This window comes from Streptomyces herbicida (assembly GCF_032656585.1).
GTDB classification, from domain to species: domain Bacteria; phylum Actinomycetota; class Actinomycetes; order Streptomycetales; family Streptomycetaceae; genus Streptomyces; species Streptomyces herbicida.
Genome location: NZ_JAUYWJ010000011.1, coordinates 87,927 through 103,373 on the forward strand (window position 1 = coordinate 87,927; position 15,447 = coordinate 103,373).

At 72.0% G+C, this 15,447-nt stretch carries 13 protein-coding genes; 6 read left to right on the forward strand and 7 right to left on the reverse strand.

Annotated elements, in window-relative coordinates; genetic code table 11:
- Window positions 1-19: 19 nt before the first annotated feature.
- The 3 genes from Q8A52_RS23340 to Q8A52_RS23350 all read right to left on the reverse strand — a co-directional run bounded on the left by Q8A52_RS23340 (window position 20) and on the right by Q8A52_RS23350 (window position 4,898).
- Window positions 20-1,714, reverse strand: a complete 1,695-nt coding sequence (locus Q8A52_RS23340) for an urease accessory protein UreH domain-containing protein (protein WP_316754775.1) — start codon at window positions 1,712-1,714, stop codon at window positions 20-22.
- Window positions 1,711-3,246 carry a tetratricopeptide repeat protein gene (locus Q8A52_RS23345; protein WP_316754776.1) on the reverse strand — a complete coding sequence of 512 codons (1,536 nt, stop codon included), beginning with the start codon at window positions 3,244-3,246 and terminating at the stop codon, window positions 1,711-1,713. Before Q8A52_RS23345 ends, Q8A52_RS23340 begins: the two co-directional genes overlap by 4 nt.
- Window positions 3,247-3,356: 110 nt before the next feature.
- On the reverse strand, window positions 3,357-4,898 hold the full coding sequence (locus Q8A52_RS23350) for a DUF4331 domain-containing protein (RefSeq protein WP_316754778.1): 1,542 nt from the start codon (window positions 4,896-4,898) through the stop codon (window positions 3,357-3,359).
- A 205-nt stretch (window positions 4,899-5,103) separates the two neighbouring features.
- On the opposite strand from Q8A52_RS23350, the gene Q8A52_RS23355 reads away from it, so the two are divergent.
- The 3 genes from Q8A52_RS23355 (at window position 5,104) to Q8A52_RS23365 (ending at window position 6,843) form a co-directional block, all read left to right on the forward strand.
- On the forward strand, window positions 5,104-5,646 hold the full coding sequence (locus Q8A52_RS23355) for a sigma-70 family RNA polymerase sigma factor (RefSeq protein ID WP_316754780.1): 543 nt from the start codon (window positions 5,104-5,106) through the stop codon (window positions 5,644-5,646).
- Window positions 5,643-6,455: an anti-sigma factor gene (locus tag Q8A52_RS23360; RefSeq protein ID WP_316754782.1), complete on the forward strand. Its 813-nt coding sequence runs from the start codon at window positions 5,643-5,645 to the stop codon at window positions 6,453-6,455. The genes Q8A52_RS23355 and Q8A52_RS23360 overlap by 4 nt, the downstream gene beginning before the upstream one ends.
- A gap of 115 nt (window positions 6,456-6,570) precedes the next feature.
- Window positions 6,571-6,843 (forward strand): hypothetical protein, encoded by a 273-nt coding sequence (locus Q8A52_RS23365; protein ID WP_316754784.1) that lies wholly within the window; start codon window positions 6,571-6,573, stop codon window positions 6,841-6,843.
- 10 nt (window positions 6,844-6,853) lie between these two features.
- On the opposite strand, the gene Q8A52_RS23370 is transcribed toward Q8A52_RS23365, so the two are convergent.
- The 4 genes from Q8A52_RS23370 to hmgA all read right to left on the reverse strand — a co-directional run bounded on the left by Q8A52_RS23370 (window position 6,854) and on the right by hmgA (window position 11,513).
- The gene (locus tag Q8A52_RS23370; protein ID WP_316754786.1) at window positions 6,854-8,050 is read right to left on the reverse strand and encodes a CaiB/BaiF CoA transferase family protein; all 1,197 of its coding nucleotides are present in this window, start codon (window positions 8,048-8,050) and stop codon (window positions 6,854-6,856) included.
- 149 nt (window positions 8,051-8,199) lie between these two features.
- Window positions 8,200-9,360 carry a type ISP restriction/modification enzyme gene (locus tag Q8A52_RS23375; protein WP_316754788.1) on the reverse strand — a complete coding sequence of 387 codons (1,161 nt, stop codon included), beginning with the start codon at window positions 9,358-9,360 and terminating at the stop codon, window positions 8,200-8,202.
- Between the two features lie 26 nt (window positions 9,361-9,386).
- Window positions 9,387-10,136 carry a GntR family transcriptional regulator gene (locus Q8A52_RS23380; protein ID WP_316754790.1) on the reverse strand — a complete coding sequence of 250 codons (750 nt, stop codon included), beginning with the start codon at window positions 10,134-10,136 and terminating at the stop codon, window positions 9,387-9,389.
- 27 nt (window positions 10,137-10,163) lie between these two features.
- Window positions 10,164-11,513 carry a homogentisate 1,2-dioxygenase gene (gene hmgA, locus Q8A52_RS23385; RefSeq protein ID WP_316754792.1) on the reverse strand — a complete coding sequence of 450 codons (1,350 nt, stop codon included), beginning with the start codon at window positions 11,511-11,513 and terminating at the stop codon, window positions 10,164-10,166.
- A gap of 270 nt (window positions 11,514-11,783) precedes the next feature.
- Here hmgA and Q8A52_RS23390 point away from each other — a divergent pair, with 270 nt between their 5' ends.
- The 3 genes from Q8A52_RS23390 (at window position 11,784) to Q8A52_RS23400 (ending at window position 15,301) form a co-directional block, all read left to right on the forward strand.
- Window positions 11,784-12,275: a hypothetical protein gene (locus tag Q8A52_RS23390; protein WP_316754793.1), complete on the forward strand. Its 492-nt coding sequence runs from the start codon at window positions 11,784-11,786 to the stop codon at window positions 12,273-12,275.
- A 64-nt stretch (window positions 12,276-12,339) separates the two neighbouring features.
- Window positions 12,340-12,957 carry a TetR/AcrR family transcriptional regulator gene (locus Q8A52_RS23395; RefSeq protein WP_316754795.1) on the forward strand — a complete coding sequence of 206 codons (618 nt, stop codon included), beginning with the start codon at window positions 12,340-12,342 and terminating at the stop codon, window positions 12,955-12,957.
- A 112-nt stretch (window positions 12,958-13,069) separates the two neighbouring features.
- Window positions 13,070-15,301, forward strand: a complete 2,232-nt coding sequence (locus Q8A52_RS23400; protein WP_316754797.1) for a molybdopterin oxidoreductase family protein — start codon at window positions 13,070-13,072, stop codon at window positions 15,299-15,301.
- Window positions 15,302-15,447 lie beyond the last annotated feature (146 nt).

The window sequence follows — 15,447 nt, forward strand, 5'->3', positions numbered from 1 at the left end:
ATATCTCCACAAAAGTAGCTCAGCCGAGTGCGGATGCCGCCCCCTTGAGCACCAATCCGGCCCCGAGAGCCAGGACGACGAACGCCGACGCCAAGGGCATGGTCCGGCGCACCAGGGCGGTCAGCGGGTGGGTGGTCCAGCGGGGGCGCCCGTCCATCACCCGGTTGATTCCCGTACCCAGCTTGACGACCGCGAACCCGGCCGCGGTGAGGGTCAGGGCGAGCCCGACCCCGTAAGCGACGACGAGCAGCAGACCGAACCAGGCCTGGCCGAGGGCCGCCGCGCCGACGAGAACCACCACGGCGGACGGACTGGGCACGAGCCCGCCCGCGAAGCCGAGCAGGATCGTGCCGCGCAGGGTGGGGGCGGTGGGGTGCGTGTGGGTGAAGCCGCCGTGGGTGTGTTCCACCGCGTGGGGGTGGGCGTGGCCGTGGTCGTGGTCGTGATCGTGTTGATGGTGGTGCCCGTGATCCTCAGCGTGCCCGTCGTCGTGCGTGTGCCCGTGGGTGTGCCCGTGTTCATGATCGTGGTCGTGCGTGTGCCCGTGATCGTGTCCGTGGGCGTGCGCGGTGGACGTCGCTTCGTCGTGTGCGCCGACCAGTGCCAACGGGCGCTCCGGCGCCTCCTCGTGGCTGTGCGTGTGGGTGTGCCCGTGCGCATCGTGGTGGTGCGCGCGGGCGCGGGTGCGCCAGGCGCGTCGTACGAGGTTCACGCCCGCCAGGGTCACCAGGACGCCGCTGGCGATGCCCAGCCAGGCGATCACCGAGGGGGTGGCGGCCGACCCGGCGGTGACGAGCAGGCCCAGGGCAACGACGCCGAGGGTGTGGGTCACCGTGACCGAGGCGGCCAGGGGCAGGACGTCCTTCAGCCGGGCCCGGCCGCCGCGGGCCGCGGCCGTTGCGGCCATCAGGGTCTTGCCGTGGCCCGGGGCCAGGGCGTGCATCGCGCCGAGGCCGATCGCGATGAGCAGGGCGAGGGAGGCGAAGCCGACGGTGAGATCGTGACGGGCGACCAGATTGTCCAGGGCCCGGGTCCAGCGGTCGGCGCCGCGGGGCAGTACGGAGGCGGCCGGTGCGTCCTGCCGCTCCTCGGTGAGGGCGGGCCCGCCGGGGCGCACCCGCAGCGAGGCGGTGGCGGTGTCGGCGGGGGAGGAGAGCAACTCCTTGGGATAGTTGGTGAGTTCGTGCGAGACGGACTTCTTCGGAACGTCCGACGCGGCGAGGGTCATCCGGTCGCCGCGCGCGGTGATCTCCCGCCAGCCAGGTCCGGTGGACGCCCCCGCGCTGTGGAAGCCGAGGGTGACCGTGCCGCCTTTGGGGAGCCGGGCGGTGAGCCGGCACTCCACGCGCAGGGTGTTGAGCCCGGCCTGCCCGGGCCGCAGCCGGGCGCGGCTGCTGTCGGCGGACAGTGCGGTGGTACGACCGTCGACGGTGACCTTGCTGTCCTCGGCCGCCTTGGCGCACCGCTGCCGGGCCCACTCGGTCATGCCCAGCCGCTTGATGTCGGGCTTGGCCTGGGTGGCCGGGATCTCGGCGAGGTCCTCGACATGGTCGACGCGGAGCCGGCCGGGTGCGGCGACCAGACCGTCGTAGCGGTTGACGGTGAAGTTGCCGAGGGGGTGCGCGCTCGCGCTCGTGGAAGGGGCGAGCGCGAGCGCGCAGGCGGCCGTGAGCACGGCCGTGGCGGAGGCGAACAGTCGGCGACGGGGCTTCACTTGGCCGCCTCCAGGCTCTGCAGTGCCGCACGGGCCTTGGCCGCGCCCAAGGGGGAGAAGCCGGGGTTCAGCCTCAGGGCCGCCGCGAGAGTGGCGCGGGCGTCCTTCTTGTGGCCCGTGGCGAGTTCGATCATGCCGCGGTGGTAGAGGAAGGAGGCGTTGCGATAGCCGGTGGCGGTGGCCCGGCGGGCGTACGGGAGGGCCTGCTGGTCGTGGCCGTTGACGTGCAGGGCCCAGGCCAGGGCGTCCGCGGTGTGCACGGTGTGGCGGCGGGCCCATTCCGCGCGTGCGGCGCGCAGGGACTCGGCCTTGTCGCCGTGGTCGGCTGCGGCCAGGGCGGTGTCGAGGTCCGCGTTGACGCCGTTGGCACGGGCGAGCGCGATCCAGGCGTCGACCAGGGCGTACTGGTCGCCGGCCTTGGCCTTGTCTCCTTCGGCGCCGCGGGCCTCGTACAGCTCGCCGAGTTCGACGAGGGGGCCGGGCAGCGGATAGCGGGAGACGACGACCTCCATGCCCTTGACGGCGTCGGCCCGGTCGCCGCTCGCGGCCTGCGCGCGGGCGCGGCCCTCGAGGGCGGGGAGGTAGTTCTCGTCGGCGGCAAGGGCCCGGGCGTAGTAGGTGAGCGCCGTCTTGTAGTCGCCCTGGTTCCAGGCGAGCTGGCCGAGCTGGGCGGCGACGTAGGCGATGTCGCCCTTCGAGGTGGAGCCGGCCAGGGCCTGCTCCAGTACCTGCCGGGCCGCTCCGACTTCGCCGCGCAGTTCGCGCACATAGGCGTAGCGCGTGAAGACGGGGACTCCCGGGCGGCGCTCGTCGGCGGTGTCGGCGGCCTTCGAGGCGTCGTCGTACCGGCCGAGTTCGACGAGGGCGTCGATACGGGAGGACAGGGCGCGTTCGCTGTAGGGGTTCTCCTTGAGAACCTTGTCCGCGTAGGTCAGTGCGCCCTTGAAGTCGTGCCGCGCGGCGGCAAGGGCGGCGCGGCCGCAGAGGGCCTGTTCGTTGTCGGGCGACAGTGTCAGGGAGCGCCGCAGTGCCTTGTCCGCCTGCGGATAGCGGGACGGGTCACCCTTGGTCCGCGCCTGTTCGACATAGGCGAGGCCGAGGGTGGCCCAGCTGCCGTAGTCCTTCGGCTGCGACCGGAGATGGTTCTGCAGGGCGGCAATGCTCGCGTCGAGGCTCCCGCTGGTCAGCAACGCGGGGTCCACGGCACTGGAGGCGGCCGCCACGGATGCCGGCGCCCCGTCCCGGGCGGTCCCGAGGGCGATCGCCCCACCGGTCATGGCCACGGCCAACAGGGCGGCGCATGTGGCGAGTCGAGCGGCCCGCCGGCGACGCCCGGCAGCCCCGACCCGCCGCACGGCCGCGACCCGCTCGTCGGTCTGTGCCTCGGCGGCCGCCTCGCCCTCGGCAGCACCCCTCGCTCCGGTGCCCGGCGCCTCGTCCCCGCCCGTGGTCCGCGCCGCTTCGGCGTCCCCCGTGTCGTCGTCGGCGTCCGGCCGCGCGGCGGGCTCGTTGTCGTTCGTACGCGGGGACATGCCCTCTCCTAGGTCGCCTGGTCACTGCTGGTGGAGGTCGTGGGGTGGCGCGGCCCGCGCCGTGGGGGATGTGGTACGCGGGCCGCGCCAGTCGGTGGGGTGCGGATCGATCAGTACGGGCGCTGCATACGCCGGCGCCACCACGCGAGGGCGGTGCCGATCAGCAGGATCCCGGCCGCGCCCGAGGCCGCGGAGGCGGCGATCAGCGTCGTGTTGCCGGAGCCGCCGGACGACGAACCCGCCGGCTGCAGCGCGTCTCCGAGCTGGCTCTTCACGTCCGTGCCGCTGGTCGTGCCCTTGGCGAGCGCACCGCGCGAACCGGAGGTCGGCTGGGCCACGTACGGGAAGTACTTCTCGAAGTTCTTGTCGTTCTTGTCGACCGCGTCACCCAGGTCGTTCTTGGAACCGACCAGTTCACCCTCGACCACCTGCAGGGAGGCGTCGATCACGTCGTCCGTCAGCCGGCGGCCGTTGGGGAAGCCCGCGTTGTCGCCGTCGAGGACACCCAGACGCTTGGGGTGCATGCTCGGCTTGATGGAGGTGTTCAGGCGCAGCTCCTCCGAGGGCTTCACATACGGGGGCTGGTTGAGGCCCTTGACGCCCTTGAGGAACACGTCGACCAGGTCGTTGCGCGGCTCGGCCGGCGCCTTGATCTTGTAGATCCCCTCGATGAGCTTCGGCAGCTCGGGGTTGGTCACGTTCTTCAGGAACTGCGCGTCGTCCCACGGCGCGGACGCGTTGAACTTGTCCTTGTCCTTCTGCGGGTTGACGACCTCGTTGACCAGCGGGTTGCCGAGGCGCGAGACCTGCGAGTAGTAGCCCTGCGCGTTCCTGCGCTCCGTCGTCGACCAGATGCCGACGATCGGCTGCTTCGACGACTCGCGGATCACGTCGTTCGGGACCTGGAGCGCGATGGTGTTGACGTTGTAGCCCTTGAGCGTGTCCCGGCCGACCTCGGTCAGGTTGCCGCCGTAGAGCAGGTCGAAGACCCGCAGGTCCGCGAAGAAGGGGTCGTCGGCCTGGCCGGCGAAGGTCGCGGCCCCGCCCGCCGTCTTGTAGACGGCCTGCGAGCGCAGCTTGCCGTAGTCCGGCATCGACGCCTTGCCGACGTTCGACGGCGCCACCGGCACGTCGTCCGCCAGCTTGGTCTTCGACACCACGTGCTGGTTCTTCAGCTTGATGAGGTCGATGTCGTACGTCTGCGTGATGTTGAGGTCCGGGTCGTCGAGGCTGGTGACCGGGCCCGTGTTGTAGAGGAAGGTGTTCTTGTTCTTGGTGTGCGTCTTGAACGTGTAGCGGAAGAGCAACTCGCCCTGCGCGTCACCGTTGTTGTCGATGTGGATGTCGTACTGCGCGTCGTCCGCGAACGTGTAGAAGTTCGGGCCGCCGGCCGGTTCCTCGAACGGGATCCAGTTCGCCACGATCGTCGTCGTGTCCGGCTTGTCCGGGCTGACGAACGCGTACAGGTCGGTGTTGTCGTACTGCGGGGTGCCCGAGATGAGCGGGGCCTCCCTGTGGGAGGAGGCGGAGGCCGCCCCCGGTTCCAGCGTGGCCACGCCGGCGGCTGCGAGCCCCCCGGCGGCCAGCGCACCACAGATGAGCGTGACGAGGCCCTTGCGTCCCGTGCCGCTCCTGGAGAATAGAGGTGTCATGCCGTCCGTCCTCAGTCCCAACTTGCTTGACGGACGGGTATACGGAGCGAGGACCCGGATCGGATTGGTCCGACGCAAAAAATCTTTTCTTCTTGTCCGACCCGCGTTTTCGGCCCTCTCATCCGTACCCCATCCGGAGGTGCGTTCGTTGCGAATGCCTGGGGTGAAAGGACGATCCGGGTGCGGCGGGGGAGAGGGGGCCCGAGTGGAGGCTGACGAGCTACTGGTGCTCGTGGCAGGCGGCGACCAGAAGGCATTCGAGGACCTGTACGGACTGGTGTCCGGGCCGGTGTTCGGGCTCGTACGCCGTGTGGTGCGCGACCCCGCCCAGTCGGAGGAGGTGGCGCAGGAGGTGCTGCTCGAACTCTGGCGCTCCGCCGCCCGGTTCGACCCCGGCCGGGGCAGCGCTCTCTCCTGGATCCTCACCCTCGCCCACCGCCGCGCGGTCGACCGGGTCCGCAGCGCCCGCGCCGCGGGCGAGCGGGAGCAGCGCGAGGCGATGCGCGCGGGGTTCCCCGCCTTCGACCAGGTGACCGAGGAGGTCGAGGCCGGACTGGAGCGCGAGTGGGTGCGCCGCTGCCTGGACCGGCTCACCGCACTCCAGCGTCAGTCCGTCACCCTCGCCTATTACGACGGCTATACGTACCGCGAAGTGGCCGAGCGGCTCTCCCTGCCGCTGGGCACGGTCAAGACCCGTATGCGCGACGGACTCACCCAGCTGCGCAAGTGCCTGGGAGGTGTCGCATGAGCGTCCTCGACAAGCTTTTCCACCGCGAGGATCTGCACTCGCTCGCCGCCCCCTATGCGCTGGACGCCCTCGAACCCGGGGAGCGGCGCCGCTTCGAGAAACATCTCGCGGACTGCGACCGCTGTGCCGCCGAGGTACGGGCCCTGTCCGAGGACGCCGTGCGCCTCGCCTGGTCCACCGCCGCGCCGCCGCCGCCGGCCATGCGCGACCGGGTCCTGGCCGCCGTACGGACGACTCCGCAGGAGCCCGGCCCCGCGCGCGAGCGCGCCCCTCAACTGCCGCCGCACGTCTGGGGCACGCAGCCCCCGCCGGCACGCTCCCGTACGCCCAGGGCGCGCCCCTTCTTCGTTCCGTTCGCCACGGCGACCGCCGCGGCGGCCCTCGTCGTCGCCGGGCTGTTCGCGGTCCAGGCCGACCGGACCCAGGGCAAGCTCGACGCCGAGCGGGCCCAGGCGCGTGAGATCGCCCACGTTCTGGCGGCCTCCGACGCCCGCGCGGCCACCAGCAAGGATGCGCAGGGCCGAAGTATCGGAGTGATTGCCTCCGCATCCGAGGGGCGGGCCGTCGTCACGCTCAGCGGATACGGAGAGCCGCCCGGCGGACATGTGCACCAGCTCTGGCTCATGCGCCCCCATGTGCAACCGCGCTCCCTCGGGCTCTTCGAGGGTGACACGCCCTTGGTGGCGGCCGGCCTCGGCAAGTCCTCGACGTCACTCGCCGTAACCGTCGAACCCGACGGAGGGTCAGCTCAGCCCACAACTCAGCCAGTTGTCCAACTCGCCCTGAAATCAGTTGGATTCGGAGAGTAATCGTCAACCCCTTTACAGGGAAGGTGAATCCTGTGACCGCGATACACGCGTGCCCGGATGGAGCGATAGGGTTAGCCTGCCCGGGCCGGGTGGACTCGTACGGGTGGGGAGTGACATGGAGCAGATAACAGTGCGCAGCAGGGCGAGGGTCCCTGCGATCACCTGCGGGAGCAGCGCGACCAGTTCGCGCCTCGACCGCCATCTCTCGGTACTGGCGGGTCCCGCCATACCGCAGCAGAAGACGGCCGAGGCGACCTCGCTGATGCTTGAGCTGACCGCACGTGAACCCGCACAGCGCAGTGACCGGGGCGCGCGGATGCGCCACGTCTCCCTGTTCGCGCCGCTGCGTCGGCTGCGTCGCTCGCTGTTCGGCGGCAACAGGCACTGAGGGCCCGCGCTCAGGCCGTCACACCGTCCCGGCGCAGGGCTGCGATCTGGTCGTCCGTCATCCCCACGGCACGCAGCAGCGCCTCGGTGTGCTGACCGAGCGCGGGCACGTCCCCCATCCGTGCCTCGTCCCCGCCCGGCATGGTGATGGGGGGCAGCAGCGCACGCAGCGGCCCCACCGGCGATCCCACCTGCCGCCACCGCTCCCGGGCCGCCAGCTGCGGATGCTCCGCCACCTCGTGCAGATCCCGCAGCCGCGCGCAGGCGATGCCCGCGCCCTCCAGCCGGGCCAGCGCCTCGTCGGTGTCCAGCACACCCAGCGCCTTCGCGACCAGTTCGTCGGTGCGCTGCCGGTTCTCGACCCGCGCCGCGTTCGTCGCGAACGCCGGGTCCGTCCCCAGCTCGGGCCGGCGCATGACTTGCTCCGCCAGCCGCCGCCACTCGCGGTCGTTCTGCACCGACAGCAGCACCCGCCCGCCGTCCGCCGTCGGATAGGCGTCGTACGGCGCGATGACGGCGTGCGCGAGGCCGGTGCGCGCCGGGGGAGTTCCCCCGTGCATCGCATGGTGCAGGGGGTGGCCCATCCACTCGGCGAGGGACTCCAGCATCGACACCTCGACCGGCCCGCCCCGCCCGGTCGTCCCGCGCCGCACCAGCGCGGCCAGTACGCCGGAGAAGGCGTACATGGCCGCCGCGATGTCCGCCGCCGGGATCCCCGCCTTGACCGGTTGCTCCGGCGTCCCGGTCACCGAGACCAGCCCCGCCTCGCACTGCACGAGCATGTCGTAGGCCCGCTTGTCCGCGTACGGCCCGGACGCCCCGTACCCCGAGATGTCCACGGCGATCAGCCGCGGGTGCGCGGCGCACAGCGTGGCCGCGTCGAGCCCGAGCCGGGCGGCGGCCCCCTGCGCGAGGTTCTGCACGAACACGTCCGCGTCCGCGACCAGCCGCCGTACGACGTCCAGGCCGCGCGGGTCCTTGAGGTCGAGGGCGATGGACTCCTTGCCCCGGTTGCACCACACGAAGTGCGAGGCGAGACCGCCGGCGGCGGTGTCGTAGCCGCGCGCGAAGTCGCCCCCGTCGATCCGCTCGACCTTGATGACGCGGGCGCCCAGGTCGGCGAGCTGCCGGGTCGCGAAGGGCGCGGCCACGGCCTGTTCGACGGCGACGACGGTGATGCCCTCCAAGGGCAGGGGGAGTCGGTCCATGAGGTGGATCATGACCCGGCCGCGAGGCCTTTGTCAGTAGGCGTCCACCGCATGTGACCTGGTGCTCAGTGCCCGCCGCGCGCGGCGACGGACCGCGAGCGGCAGGAGACCCACGGTCGGCACGGCACACCGGGCGAGCGACCCGGCGACTAGAGCAGCGCGAACTGGCCCTCCGGGCCCTCCTCGTGGTGGTCCAGGACCGAGGCGGGTCCGCGGGAGGTCGCCGGGACCGGGAGTATGCCCGCCTTGTGCAGCTCCGTGGCGGTGAGCGGGGCCGTCATGCGCAGTTCGGCCTGTTGGGAGCGGTGTTCCGCGAGCAGTGCCAGGACCGTGATGAGCTCCAGCAGTTCCGACGTCCACGTCTGTGGCCAGGTCGCCGGGCGGATCGCGGCCAGGGTGCCCGGTTCGGGGGCCGTGGTGCGGGTGGTGAACCACTGTTCCAGGACCCGGACCCCGGCCGCCTCGAAGTCCCAGGCCTCGGGCGGCACGGGGGAGATGCGGCCCTCGTCGAGGTGGAGGGTCTCCTCGTCGCGGTCGTAGTGCAGGGCGAGGGGGAGGGAGGGGAGCGGTGCGCGGACGTACGGGCGGCGGCCGCCGGGGAGTTTGGGGCGCTCGCCGTCCCGCCGCATCAGCCAGAGCAGTCGTCGGCCCGACTCCACTCCCCGCGCCCAGAGTCCGGCGTCCTCGGTGAGGGGGACCGTGAGGTCCGCGCGTACCGTCGCCATGATCCACGCGAGGAAGTCCAGCGGGGTCGGGGACAGGCCGAGCCGGGATCCCAGCTGGTCCAGCAGGCCCGGCGCGAGATTGGGTTCGGTGCCGCCGGGGCGGCGGTACAGCGGGCGGATGCGGCCGGGGCGCAGGACGGGCAGCAGCGACGTCGCCAGCAGCGGCGGGCCCGGGGTGTCGGCGGGCGACTCCACGATGAACACCTGGTGCTCGTCCGCGACCCGCCACAGCTCCGGGCGGGCCGTGTCCAGCAGCCGGTGGTCCGGGATCAACCACTGCTCGTCGAAGGGGGCCGCAAGGACGCGTACCGGCTCCGGGGACGGCCCCGTCGCCCGCACCAGCTTCTCCGTGCCGCTGGACTGACCCGGCAGCTGACCCACCGCCGAGTGGAGCGTGCGCGAGCGCGTGGGCTCGAACAGGGCTTCCCGGTCGGGGCCGTCGGCCTTGAGCAGGGCGTCCCAGCGGGCCTTCAGACAGGCCGCGTCGGGCGCCGTCGGCCAGGCGCGGCCCGGCCGCAGGGGTGCGACGGACCACGGCATGAGGTCCGCGAGCAGCGGAGCGTCGTCGTGCGTCACGCTGGGCATGGTACGACTTGCCGACCCGGGGCGGGTCAGGTGGCGTCCAAGGTCACCGTGAAGGAGAAGCGGTCTCCCCGGTAGTGGATGACCGCCACGTCGAGGACCCGGCCGTCGGTGTCGTACGTCACACCCGTGTAGTGCAGGATCGGGCTGAGCAGCGGGACTTGGAGCAGCCGCGCGGTGTCCGGGTCGGCAAGGCGGGCCTCGACCGTGTCCGTGATGCGGCTGATGTCCACCCCGACGACATCCCGCAGCACCTTGGTCATCGGCCAGCGGACCAGGTCGTCCAGATCGATGTGCGCGGCCAGTTCGGGACGGATGTGGTTGCGGGCGTGGTTGGTCGGCTCGCCGGTCTTCTCGTCGCTGCGCAGCCGGTGGTACGTCGCCACCTCGGCCAGGTCCGGGAAGTACTCGGCGAGTTCGGCCGGCACGGGTGCCTTTCCGTGCTCCAGCAGCTCGGTCGTCATACCGGACTGCTGGGCCACGATCGCGTCCACCGAGCCCAGCAGCCGCACGGGTGCGCCCCGCTGGACACCGGGCTCGATGAACGTGCCGCGCCGCCGGTGGCGGCTGATCAGCCCCTCGTCCTCCAGCTCCTTCAGCGCCTGCCGCATGGTCAGCACGCTGACGCCGTAGTGCTCCGCCAACTGCTCCTCGGTGGGCAGGCGCAGCGGGTCCCGGGGCGAGCGGCCGAGTATCGAGGCGCGCAGCGACTGCGACACCTGATACCAGAGCGGCAGCTTGCGGTTCAGGACGATCGAGTCCGGAGCGAAGGAGGTCACGGGGTCATCCGTACCTGGAGGGAATCTTCAGTGCAAGGGGCGGAAGTGCCGCTCGAGGCCCTGCCACACGTCGTCGTACCGCTGCTGGAGGTGGTCCGCCCGTGCCGCGTGGGGCGTGAGCGTCACCGGCCAGCGCGTCTCGAACATGAACGCGAGCCCGTCGTCGACCTTCTGCGGACGCAGCTCGGCCGCGCTCGCCCGGTCGAAGGTCTCCCGGTCCGGACCGTGCGCGGACATCATGTTGTGCAGCGAGCCCCCGCCCGGGACGAAACCGCCCTCTCCGGCCGTCTTCGCGTCGTACGCGCCCTCGATGAGCCCCATGTACTCGCTCATCACGTTCCGGTGGAAGTACGGCGGCCGGAAGGTGTCCTCGCCCACCAGCCAGCGCGGCGCGAAGACCACGAAGTCGACGCCGGCCAGGCCCGGGGTGTCGGACGGGGACGTGAGGACCGTGAAGATGGACGGGTCGGGGTGGTCGTACGAGATCGTTCCGATCACATTGAAACGGCGCAGGTCGTACACGTACGGGACGTAGTTCCCGTGCCAGGCGACCACGTCGAGCGGCGAGTGGTCGTAGGTGGCCGTCCAGAGGTTGCCGCAGAACTTGTTCACCACCTCCACCGGGCCCTCGACGTCCTCGTAGGCGGCCACCGGTGCCCGGAAGTCCCGGGCGTTGGCGAGCCCGTTGGCGCCGATCGGGCCGAGGTCGGGCAGCCGGAAGGCCGCGCCGTAGTTCTCGCACACATACCCCCGGGCGGTCGGGCTCTGCCCGCCGTCGGATGCAGTGTCGAGCAGCTCCACACGGAAGCGCACCCCGCGCGGGATCAGTGCCACATGCCCCGGTTCCGCGTGCAGCAGCCCGAACTCCGTGTGCAGCAGCAGCCCGCCGCGCTCCGGGACGATGAGCAGCTCCCCGTCGGCGTTGCTGAAGACGCGCTCCATCGAGGCGTTGGCGTGGAACAGGTGCACGGCCATGCCGGCGCGCTGGGTCGCGTCGCCGTTGCCGCCCAGGGTCCACAGGCCCGCGAGGAAGTCCGTCCCGGCCGGCGGCTCGGGCAGCGGGTTCCAGCGCAGGCGGTTCGGGTCCGGCTCGGTCTCCGCGAAGGGGCCCGTGCGGATCGCGCCGTTGTCGGTGCGGGTGAACGCGGGGTGCGCGGCCGAGGGGCGGATGCGGTACAGCCAGGAGCGGCGGTTGTGCGCCCTGGGCTCGGTGAACGCCGTACCGCTGAGCTGTTCCGCGTACAGCCCGAGCGGTGCCCGCTGTGGCGAGTTTCGGCCCTCCGGCAGGGCGCCCGGCACCGCCTCCGAGGCGTGCTCGTTGCCGAATCCGGAGAGGTAGGTCAGTCCCTCGGCGATTTTCCGTGCGTCCCCGCTCATGATCGCTCCCTTGCGAACCCGATTCCTATGCAACACCGTAGGATTGCGATTTCGTCGGCGCAAGAGGGTCTTGGTCCTCCACCCTGGGACCGACCGGAACCAGACCTCAGGGGGATCCGGTGGCCCGAACGGTGTTCTAGTCTCCCGGGCATGTCATGGACGCGTGGACTTTGGGCCGCCCTCGCGGTCTGCGTCCTGCTGCTAGTCGGAACGGCGGGTTGCGGAACGGGCGAGGCGCACGAACGGAAGGGTGGGGGGTCGCCCTCACCGGTGGGCAGACTTCTCGACGAGACGGACGACGCAGGGCGGCACTACCGCGAGGTCGGCAAGAAAGGGGCGCCCGACGTCGACGTCGAGGTGGCCCCCGACGCCGCCGGCAACTGGGACGTCCGGCTGACCGTCCGGCACTTCCGCTTCTCACCGGTCGGCACGAAGGCCGAGCCGGCGGCCGGACGCGGCCTCGCCTACCTCTTCGTGGACGGCGGCCTGGTCACCCGGCTGCACGCCCCCGAGTACCGCCTTGCCCCGCGCCTCGTCCCGCACGGCACCCACCACGTCACGGCCCGCCTCTACGCCGACGACGGCACGGTGTGGGCCGTGCGCGGCAAGCCGGTGGAGAGTACGGCCGACATCACGGCGTCGGGGGCGGAGACGGAGACGGAGACGACGCCGACCGCGAGCGGTGCGACCGGCACCCCGGTCGGGGCGGGCACGCCGGTCGGCGCGGGCACCCCGGCCGGCACCGGGACGCCGGCGCGATGAGTGCAACGGCCACCTTCCTCCGTACTCAGGGGCGAGGTTCACCGGACCCCGGCGGAAAGGCATCATGAAGTCCGTGCCCCATGCGACATCGCTTCGCCGAGCGCCCGTCCAGCGGCGCAGTGCCGAACGGCTGACCAGGATCCTCGACGCCTGCGCCGACCTCCTCGACGAGGTCGGCTACGACGCCCTGAGCACCCGGGCCGTGGCGCTGCGCGCAGGCGTGCCCATCGGCTCCGTCTACCGCTTCTTCGGCAACAAACGGCAGATGGCGGACGCGCTCGCCCAGCGCAACCTGGAGCGGTACACCGAGCGCGTCACCCAGCGACTCGGGGGCGCGGGGAACGGTGACTGGCGGGCGGCAATGGACGCCGTGCTCGACGAGTACCTGGCCATGAAGCGCACCGCACCCGGCTTCTCCCTCGTCGACTTCGGCAATCAGATCCCGGTCGGCGCCCGGCACGCCGAGCCCAACCACCGTGTCGCCGACCGCCTCACCGACCTGCTCTCCGGCTATCTCGGCCGCACCCCCGACGACGATCTGCGCCGCACCTTCCTGATCGCCGTGGAGACCGCCGACACGCTCGTCCACCTCGCCTTCCGGGTGGACCCGCAGGGGGACGAGACGATCATCGCGGAGACCCGGGAGCTGCTGCGGGCCTATTTGGCGCGCGTGCTGGACTGAACCGTCCCATTCCGGACCCCTTCCCGGGAGGCCTCCCCATTGGGCATACCGGTCGGTATGCTCGGCCTGTCCGTGCGGCACCGCAGCCGCGCCGCCGTCCCCGGGAGGACCCGTGTCCCGCACCGCCCTGCGAATCTGCCCCCTGTGCGAGGCCACCTGCGGGCTGACGCTCACCGTCGAGGGCACCCGTGTCACCGGGGCCCGCGGCGACCGCGACGACGTCTTCAGCAAGGGGTTCATCTGCCCCAAGGGTGCCTCCTTCGGTGCCGTCGACGGCGACCCCGACCGGCTGCGCGCACCCCTCGTCCGCAAGGACGGCGAGCTGCGCGAGGCCACCTGGGAGGAGGCCTTCGACGCGGTGGCCGCGGGCCTGCGGCCGGTCGTCGAGCGGTACGGGCCCGACGCGGTGGGAGTCGTCCTGGGCAACCCCAATGTGCACACCATGGCCGGCGCCCTCTACCCGACGGTCCTGCTCGGCGCCCTGCGCACCCGCAGCCTGTTCACCGCCTCCACCGTCGACCAGATGCCCAAGCACGTCTCCAGCGGGCTCCTGTACGGCGACGCCAACGCCATCCCGGTGCCCGACCTGGACCACACCGACCATCTGCTCCTCATCGGCGCCAACCCCCTGGAGTCCAACGGGAGTCTGTGCACCGCCCCCGACTTCCCGGGCAGGCTCAAGGCGCTCAGGGCCCGCGGCGGCACGCTCACCGTCATCGACCCGCGCCGCACCCGCACCGCCAAACTCGCCGACCGGCACATCGCGATCCGCCCCGGCACCGACGCGCTGCTCCTCGCGGCAATGGCGTACGTGCTCTTCGAGGAAGGACTCGTCGAGCTCGGCGCGTTGGCCCCGCACCTGCAAGGGCTGGACGAACTCCGGGACGCGATGCGGGACTTCACCCCCGAGGCCGCGGCGGAGGCCTGTGACGTCGACGCGGACACGATCCGCGCCCTCGCCCGCGAACTAGCCGCCGCGCCCACCGCCGCCGTGTACGCCCGCATAGGCAGCTGCACGGTCCCGCACGGCACCCTCGCCAGCTGGCTCGTCGACGTCCTCAACATCCTCACCGGAAACCTCGACCGGCCCGGTGGCGCCCTCTTCCCGCAGGCCGCCACCGACAGGACCCCCCGGCCCGCCGGACCCGGACACGGCTTCGCCCTGGGCCGCTGGCACTCCCGGGTGCGCCGGCACCCCGAGGCGAAGGGCGAGTTGCCGCTCTCCGCGCTCGCCGAGGAGATCGACACCGCCACCGAGGAGGGCGAGCCGGTCCGCGCCCTCATCGCGGTCGCCGCCAACCCCGTCCTCTCCGCCCCCGACGGCGACCGGCTCGACAAGGCCCTGGACTCCCTCGACTTCATGGTGAGCGTCGACCCGTATCTGAACGAGACCTCGCGCCACGCACACGTCGTGCTGCCCCCGCCGCCGCCCTCGCAGAGCCCGCACCACGACTTCGCCTTCAACACCCTCGCCGTGCGCAACCAGGTCCGCTACACCCGCCCCGCCGTCCCGCTGGAGCCGGGCCGGATGGCCGAGTCCGAGATCCTGGCCCGGCTGATCCTGGCCGCGAGCGGTATGAGCGGCGCCGACCCGTCCGCCGTCGACGCGATGGTGATCGACCAGACCCTCGGCAAGGCGGTCCGCGAGGAGCACTCGCCCGTGCACGGCCGGGACCCGAAGGAGCTCGCCGCCCAACTCACCGGAGAGACCGGCCCCGAGCGGCGGCTCGACATGATGCTGCGCCTCGGCCCCTACGGCGACGGCTTCGGCGTACGGCCCGACGGGCTGACGCTGCAGAAGCTGCTCGACCACCCGCACGGCATCGACCTGGGCCCGCTGCGTCCGCGGCTGCCGCAGCCGCTGAAGACCCGGAGCGGGAAGGTCGAGCTGCTGGCGCAGCCGATCGCGGACGACCTGCCCCGGCTGCGGGAGGCGCTGGCTCGGCGCCCCGACGGGCTCGTCCTCGTCGGCCGCCGTCACCTCCGCTCCAACAACAGCTGGATGCACAACGTGCCCGCCCTCACCGGCGGCACCAACCGCTGCACCCTGCACATCCACCCCGAGGACGCGGACCGCCTGGGCGTGCGCGACGGGGCGGACGTACGGGTGAAGGGGGCCGGGGGAGAGGTGGTCGCCCCCGCCGAGGTAACCGACGGCGTGCGGCCGGGCGTGGTGAGCCTGCCGCACGGCTGGGGCCACGACCGTCCCGGCACCCGGATGAACCACGCGGTCCTGGCGCCCGGAGTCAACGTCAACCAGCTCCTCGACGGCAGCCTGCTGGATCCGCTGTCGGGCAACGCGGTCCTCAACGGAGTACCGGTCGAACTCACCGCAACGCCGTGATCTGGAGCTTTGCGCTCATTGCTGGCGCGTCAACGTCTTGTTGAGGCCGTTCGGAGCGTCGACCCGATCGTGTCGCTCGACGGCGTCGGCTCTGCTGCGGTCGTCCTCTCACGCCCGCTCCACCGCGCTCGCCCTGCGGCTGACCG

Excerpts from the sequence above, each read along its gene's own strand:
- Q8A52_RS23345 (WP_316754776.1), bottom strand. The coding sequence starts at position 3,246 with ATGTCCCCGCGTACGAACGACAACGAGCCCGCCGCGCGGCCGGACGCC.
- Q8A52_RS23350 (WP_316754778.1), bottom strand. The coding sequence starts at position 4,898 with ATGACACCTCTATTCTCCAGGAGCGGCACGGGACGCAAGGGCCTCGTC.
- Q8A52_RS23360 (WP_316754782.1), top strand. The coding sequence starts at position 5,643 with ATGAGCGTCCTCGACAAGCTTTTCCACCGCGAGGATCTGCACTCGCTC.
- Q8A52_RS23365 (WP_316754784.1), top strand. The coding sequence starts at position 6,571 with ATGGAGCAGATAACAGTGCGCAGCAGGGCGAGGGTCCCTGCGATCACC.
- Q8A52_RS23370 (WP_316754786.1), bottom strand. The coding sequence starts at position 8,050 with ATGGACCGACTCCCCCTGCCCTTGGAGGGCATCACCGTCGTCGCCGTC.
- Q8A52_RS23375 (WP_316754788.1), bottom strand. The coding sequence starts at position 9,360 with ATGCCCAGCGTGACGCACGACGACGCTCCGCTGCTCGCGGACCTCATG.
- hmgA (WP_316754792.1), bottom strand. The coding sequence starts at position 11,513 with ATGAGCGGGGACGCACGGAAAATCGCCGAGGGACTGACCTACCTCTCC.
- Q8A52_RS23395 (WP_316754795.1), top strand. The coding sequence starts at position 12,340 with ATGAAGTCCGTGCCCCATGCGACATCGCTTCGCCGAGCGCCCGTCCAG.